This is a genomic window from Desulfosporosinus fructosivorans, from assembly GCF_004766045.1.
GTDB lineage: Bacteria > Bacillota > Desulfitobacteriia > Desulfitobacteriales > Desulfitobacteriaceae > Desulfosporosinus > Desulfosporosinus fructosivorans.
The window spans coordinates 208,799-227,246 of sequence record NZ_SPQQ01000008.1 but is presented as its reverse complement, the minus strand read 5'-3'; the positions used below and the strand labels follow the sequence as shown (position 1 = coordinate 227,246).

Below are 18,448 nucleotides of genomic sequence, written 5' to 3'. Positions count from 1 at the left end.
GAATGAAGCCCTCTAGGCCATTCGCCTCACAAGGCGATGGTCTATTGGCTTCATTCTACTTACTTTAAAATAGCTTACTCCCCAGATTTATAACTTTTATGCTGCGAGAATCAATTTGGAAAAAGACACTTTTCAAGACCCTACAGTAACTCGTATACTCCAGCAGCTCCCATGCCGCCACCGATGCACATGGTTACCATCCCATATTTCAGCTTGCGTTTGGTCATTTCATGTAACAGGGTGGCCGTGAGTTTTGCCCCAGTACAACCCAGTGGATGTCCGAAGGCAATAGCCCCGCCGTTAGGATTGACTTTAGCTGGATCGATGCCCAATGTCTTAATGATCGCCAGCGATTGCGAAGCAAAAGCCTCGTTCAATTCGAAGAGATCGATTTGGTCAAGAGTTAACCCAACTTGTTGCAACACTTTAGGGATGGCCTTAATTGGCCCAATACCCATCAGTTCTGGTTCAACACCAGCGACAGCAAATCCACGCCAAACAGCTAGCGGCTTGAGACCCAGCTCTTTAACTTTCTGTTCCGACATCAGTAGAGTGATTGCCGCACCGTCACTAGTCTGAGACGAGTTCCCTGCCGTGACCATGCCCCCGTTGAGAAAAACGGGTCTGAGTTTTGCCAATGATTCAAGCGTGGTCTCCGGACGAATCCCCTCATCTTTACTGAACCATCGTTCCCCCGGTTTTCCCCAACTAGGAAGAAGTACGGGCACAATTTCATCATCAAAGCGCCCGCTGCTCTGGGCAGCCCACGCTTTTTGATGACTGGCGACCGCAAAGGAATCTTGTTGTTCACGGGTCACTTCATATTTTCTAGCCACATTCTCAGCAGTTATACCCATCGACAGATAGACTTCAGGGCAGTTCTCGATCATAAAGGGATTCGGTGCCACTTTAGCTCCACCCATTGGAACCAAGGACATACTCTCTGCTCCGCCAGCAATCATAATATCCGCTTCACCCAAGCGAATCCGGTCAGCTGCCATGGATATTGCCTGAAGCCCTGAAGAGCAGAATCGATTGATGGTCACACCCGGGACGTCAATCGGAAGACCAGCGCGCATAGCCATGATTTTAGCTACATTCATCCCCTGTTCTCCTTCTGGAAAAGAACAGCCAATAACGCAATCATCAATCTCGTTCGTTTTAAGAATAGGGACATTTTTGAGAATATCCTGGATTACGTACGCACCTAAATCATCTGGACGAACCTGGGCCAAGGACCCTTTCCCCGATTTTCCAATTGCCGTACGCTTAGTTTGTATAATGTAGGCTTGTTGCATGCTTTTCCCCCCTAATTCCGTAATGGCTTACCTTTAGCGAGCATGTATCGAATACGATCCTGGGTCTTTGGTTCACCAAGTAAGCTCATAAAAGCTTCACGTTCAACATCCAAGAGATATTGCTCATCCACGAGCATGCCTGCTGGCCGATCCCCACCGGTCATGGCAAAGGCAAGTTTTTTGCCTAAATACATATCATACTCTGAAATGTAATTGCCTTGGCGCATTCCATAAAGTGCCACTTCCAAGGTGGCGCGAACTCCAGCCCCTCCCATTTTAACCTTGGTTGGTAAATTAGGCCGGAAGTTACGAGCCAAGTCGATGACCCGTGCCTTAGCATCCATAATTATATGCTCAGGACTCATACTATATCTGTCATGGTCACGCAAGAAACCAAGCTGACGCGCTTTTTCTGCGCTTGTCGACACTTGGGCCATCGCAACCGCTTCGAACCGCTTAGCAAAGAAGTAATCTGGTGCAACTTGCACGCCCGGAAGAATTCCTTCCATCGCCCGAACAGCCATTTCCTTGGTTCCACCACCGCCAGGAATTAGACCCACCCCCAGTTCAACAAGTCCCATATAGGTCTCAGAAGAGGCTTGAATAGCGTGCGAGTGGAGACAAATTTCCGCACCACCACCAAGTGTCATTCCAAAAGGAGCTGAAACAACTGGTTTCTTGGCATATTTCAAGGCCATGGTCCCATTCTGGAATGCACGCACCATGAAATCTAGTTCATCCCAATTTTCTTCTTCAGCTTCTAAGAGGATCTGCATAAGGTTTGCGCCCACGCAGAAATTCTTTCCTTGATTACCGATCACCAGCCCAAGATAATTTTTTTCGACTTCTTCTAACGACTTATGAATCATATTAAGAATATCAGCTCCGATGGAATTACTCGGTGAGTGGAATTCCAAACACGCTACACCATCTCCGAGGTCAATCAGACTTGCACCAGCATTGCCCGAGATGACCTTGCCTTCCTGATGAGCTCGTTTCATCGAGAAAGTGTATGGGCTTACTGCTTTTTGATGATAGGTTCCAGCATCATAGTAAGAAGTTTGTCCTGCATCATTCTTCTGATAGAAGCTTTTATGACCCTTAGTTAGTAATTCTTGTACGAGCGGGGGCAGTGTGCCACCTTCAGAGACGATACGATCCGCAGTTGCTTTGACTCCCAGTGCATCCCATAGTTCAAACGGACCCATTTCCCAATTGTAGCCCCAACGCATAGCTTCGTCGATTCCAGTAATATCTTCAGCAATATCCTTAACTATCGTGGCTGCATAAAGCAGAGATGATTTTATAACATTCCAAGCGAACTCTGCCCCAATGTCATCTCCGCTAACTAAGGTTCGAAGCTTCTCTGGCAGGCTCTTTGCCGCTTTTGCTTTTTCTAAGGAAGCAAATTCTACAATTTTCTGTGGACCATAGGTCATGGATTGAATATCTAGTACTTCAATAACTTTACCTTTAGGACCTCTGGACTTTTTGTAAAAGCCTTGCTTTGTTTTATCGCCCAACCACCCATTTGTCAGCATAGTTTGGATAAATTCAGGTAAAACAAAGTTCTCCTTTTCCGAAGGCACTCCATTAGCTACATTATTATTCGAATGGATAAACGTATCCAAGCCAACGAGATCTATCGTCCGAAACGATGCGCTCCGCGGGCGTCCCATAACGGGTCCCGTCAAGGCATCCACTTCATCAACGGTTAACCCAGTACGCAACATTTCTTTAAGAATCACTGGTGAACCGATGGCCCCTATCCGGTTCGCAATAAAATTGGGCGTATCTTTGGCCATGACAACACCTTTGCCCAAGACTCTCTCCCCAAATTCGCAGAGGAATCTGATGACGTTTGGGTCGGTATCGGGACCTGGGATAATTTCTAAGAGTTTCATGTAACGCGGGGGATTAAAAAAGTGCGTCCCTAGAAAATACCGTGTGAAACTCTCTGGGAGCCCCTCAACCATAGATTGCAAAGAAATCCCCGAGGTATTAGAAGTAACAATCGTACCTGGGCGAACCTGCGCCGCAACTTTTTTAAAGAGATCTACTTTGATGTCAAGACGTTCTACAACAACCTCAATCACCCAATCAACTTCGCTTAAACGCCCTAAATCATCACTTAGGTTCCCAACCTCAATTCGATCCGCAAACTCTGGGACTAAAAACGGAGCGGGATTCATCTTTAATAATTTCCCTTTATTAGTTTGAGCAATGCTGTCTCGGACCGAACGATCCTCCAAGGTTAGTCCTGCGGCTTCTTCTTTCGCCGATAGTTTGGAAGGGACAATATCCAACAATAGGCTTGGGATTCCTGCATTGGCCAAATGGGCAGCAATGGTACTCCCCATAACACCTGACCCTAATACCGCTACTTTATAAATCTGCATTTCCATCCTCCTCTCATTTCTGTTGGGCGTATCGTTATTTCACTGACCAGTCGGCGAGACTGAAACCCTCACTTTCCTTATACCGACCGAACAAGTAGTGACGAAAGCGTACATACTCCTTATAATCACATTCAATGCCCTCTTTAGCCAACAACTCAACAAATTTTTCCAAATCAGGTGGACATCCCCAGATTGGAATAGCCTTTTTGATATTGGGATTATTCTTATTAAGGTGGCAGGCGCACTTTCCGAAGAGCACGGTATTGTCAAAACTGTTGGCTGCCAAATGTTGCTTGCCACTTACTACCTCGACATTTGGGAAAGGCTCCCCTTTAAATGCTGAAGAAAGAAGGATCAGCATAGGATTATATTGTACCGAACAACCCGTACACAGACTACTGTCATACTTACGGATTGCCAGCCCTGTGATGCCACGCTTTTCAAACCCAGCTGGTCCAGTATCTTCCTCGGACCACTCCCAATCATACGTTACATATTCCTGGTGATCTGCCACGTTCTCTCCTTTCACCTCATAATCTGCCAATTCCAAACTGCGCCCGTGGCTTTGAGCATAATTGCATAAATGAGCCACTTCTTTAGCTTGATAACCGAGGATGGCCGCTCCTACCAGATCACAGGCAAACGGATCACGAGAAGAAATTAATAGATTTTTCCTAAAGGCTTTTCCCGTAGGTCCGGGGCCTTTTTCCAGGGTATAAAGTCCATCGATAATGGTCAAAGCCACAGGTAGCTTATCAATGATACGGGGAAACATACGACTAAGTTCCTGATCTCCTATGCCATGGCAAGACTGTTTCGACTTTTTATTAAGACATCCTTTAAGATTTTTAATTCCTAAAGACACTTTAGCCTGATTGTGCGTTTTTAACACAGGGACGTTAATGATCTTGTCCGCTTCTATAGCCTGCTTGGCAATATCAAGCATAAGGCCATCGCCATAATCGATGGACAGAAACTCTCCTTTGTTAAAGTCCACTAGTTTGACGCCGTAGCGCTCTTGCAATGTTCTATATCCTAAAGTTTCGTATACGACATCTCCATCAGGGCTTAATCCTGGAAGAGCACCTTCGCCAATGGTTACGTCTCTAAAACCATGATCAGCCAGGATGCGTACGAGAGCACTGATCACAACACTGGTAGTCACTACGCCATAGGGAGGAAACGGTAGGTCAAAATCCCAACTAACAATATTGGGCTTAATCAAGATCCTATCCTGGGTGTTCAAATCCGCTAGTCCATCGCTTAAACGCAAACTTTCCTGAAGTGACTCGTAGACGTTTGTTACTTTTACAATTGAAACAGGTGCTGCTTTAGCCATCGATACACCCCCTATTCTCTGTAATTCTTTTTACTCGTAAGAGTAAAAGCCCTTCTTAGTTTTCATGCCCCATTCCCCTTTAGCAAATTTCTCAACGATTAGTGGTGAGGGCTTGTCTTTAGGGTCACGAGTTTCCTGGTAACGTTCCATGCCAATATAATAGGCAAGATCAATGCCTGTGAAATCCATCAAGCGGAAGGGGCCCATCGGATGCCCCAAAGCATTAGTTACTGCCATATCGATCTCTTCTGGTGTAGCAATCCCCATATCGGCGAGAAATTGAGCTTCATTGAGAAGCGCGGCAAGTATCCGATTCACTAAGAAACCATAAATCTCTTTCTTAAGCCAAGCCCCACTTTTGCCCATTTTTTTGCATAAATCCATAGTAACTTGGGCAGTCTCGGTGGAAGTATGGGGACCTTGTACCACTTCTACTAATTTCATAATCAGAGCAGGATTAAAGAAGTGCATGTTGCACACTTTATCCGGTCGCTTCGTGGCATCGGCAATCTTTGAACTGACTATAAAAGAACTGTTAGTAGCCAAGATCGCATGAGGAGGAGCAATTCGATCTAAGTCCTCGAAAAGCTTTCGTTTAATGGTAATCTTTTCGACAGCTGCCTCGATCACAAAATCAGCATCACCAGCTGCTAATTCAAGGTTTTGGAGAAACGAAATATTTTCCATTCCCAGATCCGCCTGTTCTTGTGTCAATTTCCCTTTAGCAACTCGCTCTGGCAGATAAGTGCGGGCAAAGCTTTCTGCTTTGGTTAGCATTTCTTGGCTAATGTCTGTACAACTGACCTTATAACCGGCTAGAGCAGCACTCAAAGCAATTTGATGCCCCATGTTACCAGCCCCAACAACACAAATCCTTTTAATGTCTTCTACTTTCAATTTATTGCACCTCCTAATTAATCAGTTATCCCGCCATCGTTCCATCTCCCCGAGCTAAGCCAGAGAATGTTTCTCCAATTATTCCACCACTTTATAGACAATTTCTTGACTACTTACTCGCGGGCGAGCTGCAGGATTCTGATCTGGATACCCGATTGGCATCAACCCTGTAATTACAAGATGTTCTGGCAATTCCAAGATCTCAGCAACCTGCTTTGCTCTCATCAACTGCACAAAACAAGTTCCCAAACCCAACGAAACAGCGCGCAACGCTATGTGTTCCATTGCTATAGCCACATTTAACATAGCATGTGGAATATATCCTTTTAAGGTGTTGGCGTCTTTAGGACCATCAATGTTGGGGTAACTATCCAATGCTTCCGAACCGAAAGCGCCCGCATCGACCAGTTCTTGCAGCCTTTTTCTAGTATTGTGAGCATAGGTACTAAGGTCTGCACAACAAACTAAGAGAATTGGTGCCTGACTAAGAAATTTTTGATTAAATGCTGCAGCTTGAATTCGTTCTTTCATATCTTGTTTCTTGACGATGACGAAACGCCAAGGTTGCTGATTAGTCCCGGATGGAGCTAAGCGTGCAGCTTCCAGCAATTCCTGTAGTAGCTCCTCAGCTACTGGTTCGGACTTATAATTACGGATGCTACGCCGCTCCTGCATAGCCAGTTTAATATCCATAACAACTAACCACCTTTCAAGCATAAGCCATAAATTTTTGGTTTTGTACAACAACCTTCCTCTGACCTAATAAGCTGTGTAGGTGTTTTTCGAGCATAGTTTTTTCAAAGAAACGGTAGAGCTTTTGAGGTTCCGGAAAACGATGGTAGATAATTTTCATGTCTACCAGTTCTTCTAACGTTTTAGAAGCCCTTAGGTGGTGTAAAATCTTTTCGTCTCGAAGATCCAGCTTCTCTGCATATTTTCTTAATCTCCCCTGGATATTATCGGAAATAATATCACTATGACCCGTCAATATTACCTTGGGATTTAGCGCAATAAGACGCTTGATTGAACATCTAAGCTCCTCGAGGTCGGAACGAATATTGCCATACCATGGTCCAAACGGGGATAAATCAATATCCCCAGAAAACAATATTCCGGCCTTTGGTTCAAAGAGAGAAATGTGCCCCGGAGTATGACCTGGAGTGTGTATCACCTTTAATACAATCTCTCCAAAATCTAAGACTTCCTCATCTTCTAATTCTCGATCTACGACTTGCGCTGGAAGTCCCCCAGGAAAATCAGGGAATTCACGACCCCCTGAAAATCCGGTGAATGCTCTAAATTGCTCCTGAGAACGTAATGGAGGAGCATCTAAAGCATGGGCCCAAATCTGGGCCTCGGGAAAGAATTGATTCCCGTAAGCATGGTCAATATGAAAATGGGTATTAATGATTACATCTACTTTGCCTGCAGCCTTTATCGCTTCCCTACGACTGATCCCGAATCCCGTATCAACCAACACCCTTAACCCAGTTTCAAGCATCAGCCCGTTACTGTAAGGAAATTGTCCGTTTTGCTCTCCGGACACAAAGTAAAAATTCGGTAGTAATTTCGTAAACATTTTTTAAAAAGCCTCTTCAGGAATGTCGATCGCCGAAGTGTCGGCTTCTTTAATAATCCGCACAGTTGCTGCCACATCTGGAACAATATTAAGTACAAAAAATTTGGCACTAAAGACTTTGCCAGCATAAAAAGCTTTGTCAACGTTGCCTTCGTCCAATTTCTGCTGAGACACTAATGCCTGTTGCATTAACAAGCAGCCACCATAGAGCTCTGCTGTAATCCGCAAGATTCTCGTACTATACAGCGGAACTAGTCTTATATTTTCCTTAAAATAGCCTAAGACAGTACCCATGAGTTCCTGATAGGCCATTAAGGCTTTACCCAACACTTCGAACTCACGAGCAAAGACTTGATGATTCTGGTTAGATTGAACAAATGAAACCATCTCCATCATCCATTCTTTGAAGACACTGCCCTTATCCAAACTCCACTTACGACCGACAAGGTCCATCGACTGAATAAAATTAGTACCTTCCCAGATGGAGTAAATTTTCACATCCCTAGCTTGACGCGCCACTGGGTATTCCTCGGTAAACCCATAACCAGCAAAAACCTGAATTGCCTCGGTAATCATTAACCACCCTTGGTCAGAACAATAAGCCTTAACTAAAGGCGTGATAACTTCAATAGAACGTTTAGCTGCACTAATATCTGCCGGATCATCCCCAAATTCAATTAAGTCCAAATAGTAGTAACCCTTAAAAATCATAGCTCGCATTGCTTCTAGCGTTGCCTTCTGGGTGAGCAGCATACGGCGGACATCTTCATGCTGGATGATAGGGACTCTATTCCCTTTCGGATTGTGAATAGGTCGACCTTGAATGCGCTCCTTGGCATAGTGAACTGCATTGTTATAGGCCACAGTCGCCACGGCCAGGGCACTGTGCCCAGTATCCATCCGTGAACCATTAATCATCTTAAACATTTGGGCTATACCCTGCCCAACCCCTTTTTCATCCGGCGGACTGCCTAACAAAATCCCGCGACATTGACCTTCCTCTCCGAAGCTAAGCACAGCCGTGGATGAACCCTTGAGCCCCAACTTGTGTTCGATGCCAACGGTCGAAACATCGTTGGATTCTCCCAGACTGCCATCTTCATTAACCCAAACTTTTGGTACAATGAATAACGATAGTCCTTTGGTACCAGGGGCTGCACCATCCGCTCTAGCTAGCACCAGATGAATAATATTTTCCGTTAGATCATGATCCCCTCCGGTAATGAAGCATTTTGTCCCTTTGACCATGTAAATTAACGGGTTATCTGTGGGGTAAGCTTTGGTCGTCATATCTCCCACGTCAGAACCGCCACCAGGTTCCGTCAAACACATAGTCCCTTCCCAAACACCCTCAAACATTTTTGGGGTATAGAGGGCGATCTGTTCAGGTGAGCCAAACGCTTTAATCACGGACGCTATGCCCCCGCACAACCCAATATAGGGGGACATAGCAGGGTTGGCTCCAATAATATACTCCCGAACCGCTTCGTTCAGAATCTCAGGAAGGGAACCTTCTCCTTCGACGTCGCTATTGCTGGCACCCCAGCCATTTTCTTGAATAAACTTAAAGGCTTTATGGAAGGAAGGCGGAACTGTAACTTTTCCATCTTTAAAGATCGCCCCGATTGTATCTCCGTCGTCATTCGTAGGTGCCACGATTTCTCGACTCATTTTTAAGGATTGATCAAGTATTCCATCGACATCCTCAATACTGAGATAATCTTGAAAACGCTTCAATCCCAAAATTTTCTTCCCATCCAGCCATTCTTTAATGATGAATTTGTGGTCACGATTACTATATATAAACTTGCTAGCCATAAATATTCCTCCTTTACTTTACCTTACCTATTTCTTTTTCGATCTGGGTTTCATTCCTGCGATTGCCCTGACAATATCTTTCTTGGACTCCATGTCATACTGGGAGGTGATAGCGATTTGTTCCATAATCGGAGAACCACCACCATGATAAGCTCCATACAGCGTGGCGCCTGCGGAACCAGAGAGACCGAAATCAATGAAGTTCATCCAAAATTTAATTTGCTCCTCAATCGGGATTTTCGGATTGCGATTTAGGTATTTTTCCAAAAGATTTTTGATTTCAGGGTTAGTCAAGTCATTTTCATATGGGAAGGTAGCGGGCATACCCCCAGCAATGTCACAGAGAATTTCTTGCTCATGGAACACGGCTTCACCGGTCAGGCATCTACCCACATTGGCATAAATAGAATTTGGAATATAGCTGCCGGGTCCGTACGGCACAACCCCTAAACCTGGCATATAAACTTCTGGCTTGGCGAGAGCTGAGGACGTGTAGCCAGCTGCATAGCCAAGCTCACCAGTCATGATTAGTTTGGATAACAGTTCGCGTACATGCGGAGTCTTTTCAATGCCATTGATTTCCGCAGCTAGGGCACCCATACCAATAACATAGTCGAGCATGGCAGGTTTACAACCCGAATAGGAATGACGATGGAACAGAGCAAATAGTAGCGCTGTCATACCACCGTGCTGAGTTTCCCCACACAGAAACACGCGTTCCCAAGGAATGAAACAATCATCAAAAATGACATAAGAGTCCGTGTAACCGTATTCAATCCCCCGCTGATAGGTGTCACGCTTGCGATAATTGTGAAAGTGGACAATTTGCTTGACTCCTTCATAGTCTGAAGGAACTGCAAAGGCCAATGCATATGCTTCTTCCCCCTTTTGCAGGGCACGGTTCGGGACAACTAGGATCTCGTCAGAAATTGAGGCTTCCGAGATATGAACTTTGCAGCCGCGCACAACAATCCCATCACTCCGTTCCTCCACCACGTGCACATACATATCTGGATCATCCTGCTCCGCTGGTCGCTTCAAGCGCTCACCTTTAGCATCCGTCTGCGCACAACTTACGACGAGATCTTCTCTCTGAAACCGTTCTAGCCACTTAAGCCAGTTGTCATGGTAGGCTGTCTTGGCTTTTGGAGACTTCTGAGCCTCAAAAGACACTGCATTAATTGCATTGGAAGCGTCAATCCCCATACACCGTTGAATGCACTGCCCAACCTTGTTCACTAAGAACCGAGTCATGTCTTGTTTCTTGTGCAAGTCATCCGTATTTTGGTGAATGTGGTTAAAGCGGTTGATGGTTTCTCCAGTGATATGAGAGGTAGCTGTGCAAAGATCTTTACTAGCGGGGTCCCAAGCTGCATCAAACGTTAAACCCATGACGTTGAGGGCCCCCTCTTGAAGAGGATCTAAACGATCAATCATTCCTCCATTAAAGTAGAGGTTCCTTTTCATCTTACTTAACCCCTCGATATACTGAGCTCTTGTTCTCATACTCATTCTCCTTTTCGTTTAGTCACTCTTAGTGAAAATAGTGCGTTTTCCGCACACTAACGACCCTGAAATTTTGCGGGACGTTTTTCAAGAAAGGCTCTCATCCCCTCTTTTTGATCCTCAGTAGCAAACAACAGGTTAAAGCATTTATCCTCATATTGCAGGCCTGCCTCCAAATCCATCCTTAGCCCCTCATTTACTGCTGATTTAGCCAAGCGTAAGGCAACGGCGCCTCGATCACACAATCGTTTAGCCATTTTTTTGGCTTCTTCGAATAACTGATTGGTAGGTACCACTTTATTTACAAGACCAATGCGCAAAGCCTCTTCCGCCTTAATAAAATCTCCGCCGAAAATTAATTCCTTTGCCCTACCCGGTCCAATTAGTCGAGGTAAGCGTTGTGTTCCCCCTGCTCCTGGCAAGATACCAAGCTTAATCTCTGGTAAACCGAATTGGGCATTCTCCGCTGCAATACGTATATCAGCTACGAGTGTTAGTTCACACCCACCTCCTAGGGCGTAGCCAGCAATCGCAGCAATGACCGGCTTAGGCATGGTCTCAATCAGATGGAAAGCGCGATGCGAGGGTTTATCGCTGGTCATCACCTCCACAGCGGTAGCTGTAGCCATTTGACTAATGTCCGCACCTGCAGCAAATACTTTTTCACCACCTGTGATAATGACTACCCGCACAGTAGGATCAGCAGCCATCTCCGAGGCTGCGTCCGCCAACTCATTGAAGACCTGGTCATTCAGGGCGTTTAAAACCTCAGGGCGATTCAGAGTAAGCGTGGCGATTCCTTCTTCAATCCTTACAATTATTGTTTTGTATTCCATTTCATACTACCTCCTAGCTAACGTTAATTACTCCCCTCATTCAAACAAAGATATTTAGATAGGCTATTTTTTTAAATTATCACGACTATACCTATTTTAATAATCTGAATTTTATAATTAATGTATTGCAAATCTTATGCCAACTCTTCGTACGGCCTTTGTTTACTATCATCTATCTCAAAAGGAACAACTTCGTAATGAAGGAGGAGTCTACCCCACTGAAGCAGTAAGGAGTTCCACTCCCACTTGTAGAAGTGGGAGTGGAACGATTGATAAAGAAAACCCTCCCGTCTGGCAAACCAGTCCACGGAGGGTTTTTCTATGTATGGAATTAGGAACATAACTGCGTTTCTTTCACAATATTAGTGCGTAAAGCGCACGCACTCTCTCAGATAGCAAAATTAGCCAATTAGTTACCAAGTAACACAGCCATTATCCACTATTTAATACCATATCGTAGTAACTTATCATAAAATACCCGTCTAGAAAACCCTAAGGCTTCCATAGTATTAGTACGATTATTCTTATAAGTTTCCAGAGCTGACAATATTAGTTCTTTTTCGATTCTGGCGAGTATCTCCTTTACTGCGTAAGGCTTATCCTTAGAATTTAGCTTATCTTCGCTAATAGGAATTATCCGGGCCGGCAAATGCTGAATTTCTATGGTTCTGCCACCACATACAATGCTTGCATGTTCTAAGACATTCTGTAATTCCCGGATGTTACCTGGCCATTCATACTCCTGAAAAAGCCTCACTACTTTGGGAGAAAGAGCCAGCTCATGACCAACTTCTCGCGAGAATTGATCCAAGAATGTCTTAGCAAGTGCCATTAAATCATCTTTACGCTCGCGCAGCGGGGTCAGGGTGAGTGGTACGATATTTAGTCGGTAGTAGAGATCAAGCCGGAAGGTCTCTTGTTCGATCATCCTCTCCAAATCTCGGTTAGTGGCCGCGATTACTCGAATATCGACTTTGATAGTCTTACTCCCTCCTACTCGTTCAAACTCCTTTTCTTGCAACACACGTAACAACTTAGCCTGCATAGTGAGACTCATATCCCCTATTTCATCAAGGAAAATTGTACCACAATGAGCAAGTTCAAATTTTCCAAGTTTGCCTCCCTTTTTAGCACCTGTAAATGCTCCGTCTTCATACCCGAACAATTCACTCTCGATCAAATCTTCAGGCATGGCGGCACAGTTCACCTTAATCATGGGCATATCCTTACGGCGGCTACTACTATGAACAGCCCTTGCTAATACCTCTTTACCAACCCCGCTCTCACCTAGGATTAACACGGTACTATCAGTACGTGCTACCTTAGCCGCCAAAACTAAAGTTTCCTTCACTCGACTGTTTTGTCCAACATACTCCTTGAAGGACAGAGGTAGATGTTCCCATTGTTCTAACTGTTCTTTCAAATAATCAGCGACACCCTTTGTCTGCTGTAACTCACGGTTTAGTTCAACAACGTCCGTAATATTTTTAAAAATCGAAACACAGCCAATGATATCGTTGTCATCGTATAAAAGAAAGGAACTCCCTACCACATTAATCCCCAGCGAGTCTAAATAATCTCCGCCGATTTGGTATGGTTTTCCAGTGCGAAGTACGCTAATTGCCGCAGCTTTGGGTTCAATTTTGTCCAACCTACGTCCTAAAACTTTGGCCACGGGCACTCCTAATATCCTCGCATAGGCCTCGTTGGCATAAACAATCGTCGTATCGATATCAATCACCATTACCACATCATTAATTTTATTGAGGATTTCAAATAACAGTTTTCGATCCCAGCGAGGAAAGGCATTCGTTATTACAGCATGGCCCCCGTCACTCATGTTAGTCCCCCAATTTTGATCTTTTGTCATATTATACAGATTCATTATATAGGTTTAAGTTAATGTAAGTAAATACACACATCTAATATTTTTTAAAAATTCCCAATATTATGTTAAATATTTCTTGCTCAAGTGATTGCCTTGAACTTCTATATAAACAGTATTAAGAGGGATGAGATCCATAGAAATCTCATCCCTCTTAATACTGTTTATATAGACAAGACATCTCCCCTGTGGTCGGGGAAGTCCCATACACTCCCTCTAGTATTGGCTTATGAGGGCCGAACCTGCTAAAACTATATCCCCTGTATCATTTAGGGCCTCTATATCGCACACTAGAATATTTCCCGAACATGCTTTTATAGAACCGCCAAATGTGATTTTGTCCCCTGGTCGAACTACCTGTACGAAGCGTACATCAAGCTTACTGATTCTCCCCTCTTTGCCAATCCAGTCCGTTAGCATTGCTGCCATTTGGGCCATAGTAAGCATTCCATGCGCGATCATCCCTCCTAGACCAGCTTGGCGTGCGTAGTTGTCATCAAGGTGAATCGGATTAAAATCACCAGAAGCTTCAGCATATTGACGAATTTGCACATTGCTAGGTACCCATTCTCGGATAGGTAGCCGATCCGAAACCTTATAATTAGACAGACTCTTCATTTTCATCCCCCTTTACTGGGGAGATTATCGTCGAACTACTGGAAAATAACAATTCTCCTGCCATATCATAACCGGTCGTTTCGATAACCACAAACAGCATTTTTCCCAGTTTACTAGTGCGTTCATAGACATCCTTGATAGCCCGCTTATACGTAAGGCTATCTCCTACTAAAAGCGGACGTTGGTAGCTAATCTTCTGTTCTCCGTGGATCATTCCAGGATTGCTCAGTTCAAACCCGGGGATGTTCCCCTGAAGCAATGTCCCCACGTATGTTACAGGTACCGCATCACCATCGAATAGAATTCCTACAGCCTCGGCAAACCTACGCACCTCCTCCAACCTAATTTTAAAGACAACGGACTCACTCTCCCGACCAATAAATTCTTTCCCTATCATAGAGACTCCGCCTTCCTATTTCTGCAGATGATCCTACCGATCAGAGACCAAGCTTCTGTTTAAGTTCACTAAGTTTTATCTGAGCCACTTCTAAGTGAGGATCGAGAACATTTGCCATCATATACTCATTCAAAGCTTCTAGCAGGTTCCCCGCACCTTCTTTAGCAATTCCCTCCCCTAAATGTCTCATAGCCAAGCTTTCATGATCTATGTCATCTTGGTTGTGTCCAATGTGCAAGACTTACCCTCCTTGTCGCAGGTGAAAAGCAAGTTCACATAGCCCATTGCCTGATGTATCCTTGCTGTGTGTCATATCCACCTCGGTCCCCGCTTTTTCGGCAGCAGCTTCATAAGCTGCCAAGCAGAATGTCTGGCAATTGTTAATCCCTTTTTCTGCGCACATCTTGCCAAGGCTACAGTTAAAGCTACGCACTTTTAAGACCTTAGTAGTCGCTTCTGTGACAGTCCATGCATCTCGTGGACGTAAGGTTAATATACCAAGTTCAACATACCGTTCTAAGACATGGGGAAACCGAATTCCGGTTTGCTGGGCAACACGTTCTATCATGTCAGCAGTTCTATCCCTGAAGACCTCGGAATCTGCCTCCCTAATCAAAATATTCATAAATCTTTTTCCCTGCTTGGCCAAAAAATCCTCGGTGTTCTCCCCATACGTGCTGAAAAAACTTTCAAGTGGGAATTCTTTAAGAATAGTATAGATTAGTTCCTTAGGCATATCATACGCATAATCTTGGCCAGGGTTTATCTTCAACCGACGGTCAGTTGCAACTTCAGTGCTGGGGTTTCCTTTGACTTTTTGCAAGATCTTAAAATCTAAAGCCATACTTAACTCCCTTTCGTTTCGTAATTATCCTCACCTTCTGATAAGGTTAGGAATTGCGTTCTTTTAATTGAGCTGCCCTTTCTTCCCTGAACTTCTGAGCTAACTGCTCCCGGGGTATGTAATTAAGTTGAATCGCGCCAATAGGACAAACCTTAACACAGTCACCACAACCGGAACACTTGTCGAAATAGCGTGCTACAATCCTATATTCACTGGGATCGCTCTCTCTTCCTTTCCAGACCTTTGTGGGTCCGCACACGAAAACAACCGCTGGACACACACTTAAACACTTGCGACAGTCCAAGGGATCTTTGCATAAATTATAGTCAAAGCCAATTTGAGCAATCATTTTGTTCCCCCCTTACCAGTTCTCAGCTAATCCAGGCAGACTCTGCCTGTCTATTAATTCAATCGCCCCACTTGGACAAGCTGTCACACAGAGTCCGCAGCCAAAACATTGATCCATATCAATATAGGCCTTGCTCGTATAGACCTCCAGATTAAGCGCCTTAAACTGGCAACGGCCCAAACAACTTTTACACCCTGTGCATTTTTCTCGATCTATTTTAGCCACCGTATGCCCTTTTAACAAAAATTTAAAGTCATAGTCAATCCTGTTACGTACCGCCACGCACCCTGGATACTCGCATTGACAGAGTCCCCCGATATAAGGCGTACCAAAGACATCAACCGTCTGCACACGTCCTTCTTTGTGATTCATCATGGCCCATTCTTTGGCCTCCTCTGGGGTGACAAACTCTACCCCACCATGATACGTCTCAGGCCAACGTTCCCACTTGTACATACCAGGTCCGATACCCATACACGTAAAATTATCTTCATCAGGCATACCCCTCTGTACTCGACGACAACCGCACGTCATTTTCGCCAAGGGATAGGCTATTTCCAAGATCTGCAAATACTCATCTAACGTGACAACCTGTCCGAAATGAGTCTGGTAGGCATGTTCTAAGGCATCTCGTTTAATTTCATCTTCCCATTCTTGGTCTCCACTGATCCGTGCTTTAACTAATTCTGCTACCACTCCCGCACCCATCCCCGCAGCCTGTGGATCAGTATCTGCGCCCGCTGCTTCTTTGCCCTCTTTGCGGACCTTATAAAGGCGCCGAGCATAGTTTTCCGGATTGAGATACCATTTCTCCCCGTTACCATATTTTTCACATACCCAACACATTCCGCGATACCTCCTTATTCTTTGCCTAAGACGTCCATTTTTGCAATTGGGCCACCAATTAAACTAAAAATTTCTCAGTCCATATTCTTGCGATGCAAGAACTATGCCATCAAGATTGGATGAATAAAATTACGTGCCATTTAACCATTCCTTCTAGCCATTTTAACTTTAATAATTTGTAGTCATCTGGCCTCTGATCAAAACAACATTTGCGAAATAAAAAAGCCTCCTGTCGGACTATGAAACCCGTAGGAGGAAAACAACACATGTATGGAATTAGATACAAAACTACCATCTTATACTGAATTCAGTGCGCAATTCATACAGCGACTGTGACCTATTATTGTCACAATTTTTCACTTACCAATATTTATGAGAGTTTCCTTTGGTCAGCATGGAAGCTCCCATTACGCAATTGACTAAACAGTTGGGCTTCGTTCTTAATTGAGAGAGGATAATTTTTTCTAGATCTTAAATCGTTCCACTTCTTTCTGAAGTTGATATGCGTTTTGCGCTAGGGACTGAGCAGCCGTGGCTACGATGTGCATTGTTGTCGTCACTTCGGTGGCTGACTCCTCAATATTTTCTGCAGTCACAGCAGTTTGTTCCGAAACTTGTAAGACCGTATTGACATATAGTTTCATCTCGTCCATACTTTCTAACATTCTCTCGCTAGAGGAGGCAATATCTGAAATGTCAACGGACACTGCTTTCGTGGCATGCGCAATAACAGTTAAAGCTTCCTGGGCCTCATGAATCGAAACCACACTTTCTTTGACCTTTGAATCCGTCTGCATCATTCCTTGGACAGCGAAATTAACACTATGTTGGATCAGGGTGGTAATCTCTGTGACTTCGCGAGTTGACGAGGCTACATTCTCCGCTAGTTTACGAATCTCGTCAGCCACCACGGCAAAACCCTTGCCATGTTCACCCGCTCTAGCTGCTTCTATCGCAGCATTGAGAGCCAATAGATTCGTTTGTTGCGCAACTTGGGAAATAGTTTCAGTAATAGATCCAATTCGATTGGATTGATTAGCTAAATCCTCAATCGTCTTTACCGATTTATTCACAGAATTATTGGTTCCCTCCATAGTTGTTAGAATTACCGAGAGCTTCGCTAGTCCTTCTTCTGAATGCTTTTCGGAGTTTACCGCTCCTAGGGAGACATTTAAAGCCCTTTCTGTGATTATTTGAGAGGCAGTCGTTAGTTCTATGACCATCTTACTCATTTGTTGGAGTGTTCTTGCTTGGGTTCGGGCCTCTGAAGCCATTTGGCTCGTATGATCAGCAACACTGCTATTCGTCGCGGTCACTTCTTCAGAGCTGGCCGATAATTCTTCGGACGAAATAACCCAGGAATTTGCCATCTCACGAATCTTACGAATGATACCATCAAAATTCTCCATCATAAGGTTAAACGCCCGCCCTAGTTCTGCAACATCACTATTTTTTGAAACTACAATTCTCTGAGTTAAATCCCCTTGAGCTACCTGAATGATCCCTTGTTCCATTATATAAATAGGCTTCAAAAAGCGCCGATAATTTTTTAAGGATGCTACTACTCCTATGATAATACCTGATACTAAAAAACAAAGAAACAGAGTCACAGATTTTGTCAAATCAAGTTGCATAATTATAGCAATAGCAACTCCCATAATGGATACCATAGGAACAACAGTTACTAAGGTTTGACCAATATACTTCGCTAAACTAATATTTTGCTTTCCCTTTTCATGCTTTCCTTCACTAGCCATAATGTTAATCTATCCTCCTTCACTATTATCAACATGTTTTCTCAAGACCATATTATGTGTTTTCTTATTTTGATTACTCT

Annotated in this window: 17 protein-coding genes; all 17 read right to left on the bottom strand. The window is 44.2% G+C overall.

Annotated features, from left to right (window positions below; all coding sequences use genetic code 11):
* Positions 1 to 140: 140 nt before the first annotated feature.
* The 17 genes from E4K67_RS20995 to E4K67_RS20915 all read right to left on the bottom strand — a co-directional run bounded on the left by E4K67_RS20995 (position 141) and on the right by E4K67_RS20915 (position 18,368).
* The gene (locus E4K67_RS20995; RefSeq protein ID WP_135550284.1) at positions 141 to 1,298 is read right to left on the bottom strand and encodes an acetyl-CoA C-acyltransferase; all 1,158 of its coding nucleotides are present in this window, start codon (positions 1,296 to 1,298) and stop codon (positions 141 to 143) included.
* Positions 1,299 to 1,309: 11 nt separating this feature from the next.
* Complete coding sequence (locus tag E4K67_RS20990) at positions 1,310 to 3,697, bottom strand: 3-hydroxyacyl-CoA dehydrogenase/enoyl-CoA hydratase family protein (protein WP_135550283.1); 2,388 nt, start codon at positions 3,695 to 3,697, stop codon at positions 1,310 to 1,312.
* Positions 3,698 to 3,731: 34 nt separating this feature from the next.
* Positions 3,732 to 5,036, bottom strand: a complete 1,305-nt coding sequence (locus tag E4K67_RS20985) for a DUF362 domain-containing protein (protein WP_135550282.1) — start codon at positions 5,034 to 5,036, stop codon at positions 3,732 to 3,734.
* Between the two features lie 30 nt (positions 5,037 to 5,066).
* A complete protein-coding gene (locus E4K67_RS20980) occupies positions 5,067 to 5,933 on the bottom strand; it encodes a 3-hydroxyacyl-CoA dehydrogenase family protein (protein ID WP_135550281.1) in 867 nt (288 codons plus the stop codon).
* Between the two features lie 78 nt (positions 5,934 to 6,011).
* Positions 6,012 to 6,626 (bottom strand): nitroreductase family protein, encoded by a 615-nt coding sequence (locus E4K67_RS20975; protein WP_135550279.1) that lies wholly within the window; start codon positions 6,624 to 6,626, stop codon positions 6,012 to 6,014.
* Between the two features lie 16 nt (positions 6,627 to 6,642).
* Positions 6,643 to 7,512, bottom strand: a complete 870-nt coding sequence (locus E4K67_RS20970) for an MBL fold metallo-hydrolase (RefSeq protein WP_135550277.1) — start codon at positions 7,510 to 7,512, stop codon at positions 6,643 to 6,645.
* A 3-nt stretch (positions 7,513 to 7,515) separates the two neighbouring features.
* Positions 7,516 to 9,330, bottom strand: coding sequence for an acyl-CoA dehydrogenase family protein (locus E4K67_RS20965; RefSeq protein ID WP_135550275.1), 1,815 nt, complete (start codon positions 9,328 to 9,330; stop codon positions 7,516 to 7,518).
* Between the two features lie 27 nt (positions 9,331 to 9,357).
* Positions 9,358 to 10,836, bottom strand: coding sequence for a 4-hydroxyphenylacetate 3-hydroxylase family protein (locus E4K67_RS20960; RefSeq protein ID WP_135550274.1), 1,479 nt, complete (start codon positions 10,834 to 10,836; stop codon positions 9,358 to 9,360).
* 56 nt (positions 10,837 to 10,892) lie between these two features.
* Complete coding sequence (locus E4K67_RS20955; RefSeq protein WP_135550272.1) at positions 10,893 to 11,672, bottom strand: enoyl-CoA hydratase/isomerase family protein; 780 nt, start codon at positions 11,670 to 11,672, stop codon at positions 10,893 to 10,895.
* 439 nt (positions 11,673 to 12,111) lie between these two features.
* The gene (locus tag E4K67_RS20950; RefSeq protein ID WP_135550270.1) at positions 12,112 to 13,512 is read right to left on the bottom strand and encodes a sigma-54 interaction domain-containing protein; all 1,401 of its coding nucleotides are present in this window, start codon (positions 13,510 to 13,512) and stop codon (positions 12,112 to 12,114) included.
* 261 nt (positions 13,513 to 13,773) lie between these two features.
* Positions 13,774 to 14,175 carry a MaoC family dehydratase gene (locus E4K67_RS20945; protein WP_135550268.1) on the bottom strand — a complete coding sequence of 134 codons (402 nt, stop codon included), beginning with the start codon at positions 14,173 to 14,175 and terminating at the stop codon, positions 13,774 to 13,776.
* Entirely contained in the window at positions 14,159 to 14,572 is a 414-nt protein-coding gene (locus E4K67_RS20940) for an FAS1-like dehydratase domain-containing protein (RefSeq protein WP_135550266.1), read from the bottom strand. Before E4K67_RS20940 ends, E4K67_RS20945 begins: the two co-directional genes overlap by 17 nt.
* 40 nt (positions 14,573 to 14,612) lie before the next feature.
* A complete protein-coding gene (locus E4K67_RS20935) occupies positions 14,613 to 14,810 on the bottom strand; it encodes a hypothetical protein (RefSeq protein WP_135550264.1) in 198 nt (65 codons plus the stop codon).
* 3 nt (positions 14,811 to 14,813) lie between these two features.
* The gene (locus E4K67_RS20930) at positions 14,814 to 15,416 is read right to left on the bottom strand and encodes a hypothetical protein (RefSeq protein WP_135550262.1); all 603 of its coding nucleotides are present in this window, start codon (positions 15,414 to 15,416) and stop codon (positions 14,814 to 14,816) included.
* Between the two features lie 46 nt (positions 15,417 to 15,462).
* Positions 15,463 to 15,765 (bottom strand): 4Fe-4S dicluster domain-containing protein, encoded by a 303-nt coding sequence (locus E4K67_RS20925; protein ID WP_135550260.1) that lies wholly within the window; start codon positions 15,763 to 15,765, stop codon positions 15,463 to 15,465.
* A gap of 12 nt (positions 15,766 to 15,777) precedes the next feature.
* Positions 15,778 to 16,611 (bottom strand): ATP-binding protein, encoded by an 834-nt coding sequence (locus E4K67_RS20920; RefSeq protein WP_135550258.1) that lies wholly within the window; start codon positions 16,609 to 16,611, stop codon positions 15,778 to 15,780.
* Between the two features lie 464 nt (positions 16,612 to 17,075).
* On the bottom strand, positions 17,076 to 18,368 hold the full coding sequence (locus tag E4K67_RS20915) for a methyl-accepting chemotaxis protein (RefSeq protein WP_135550256.1): 1,293 nt from the start codon (positions 18,366 to 18,368) through the stop codon (positions 17,076 to 17,078).
* Between the last annotated feature and the right edge of the window lie 80 nt (positions 18,369 to 18,448).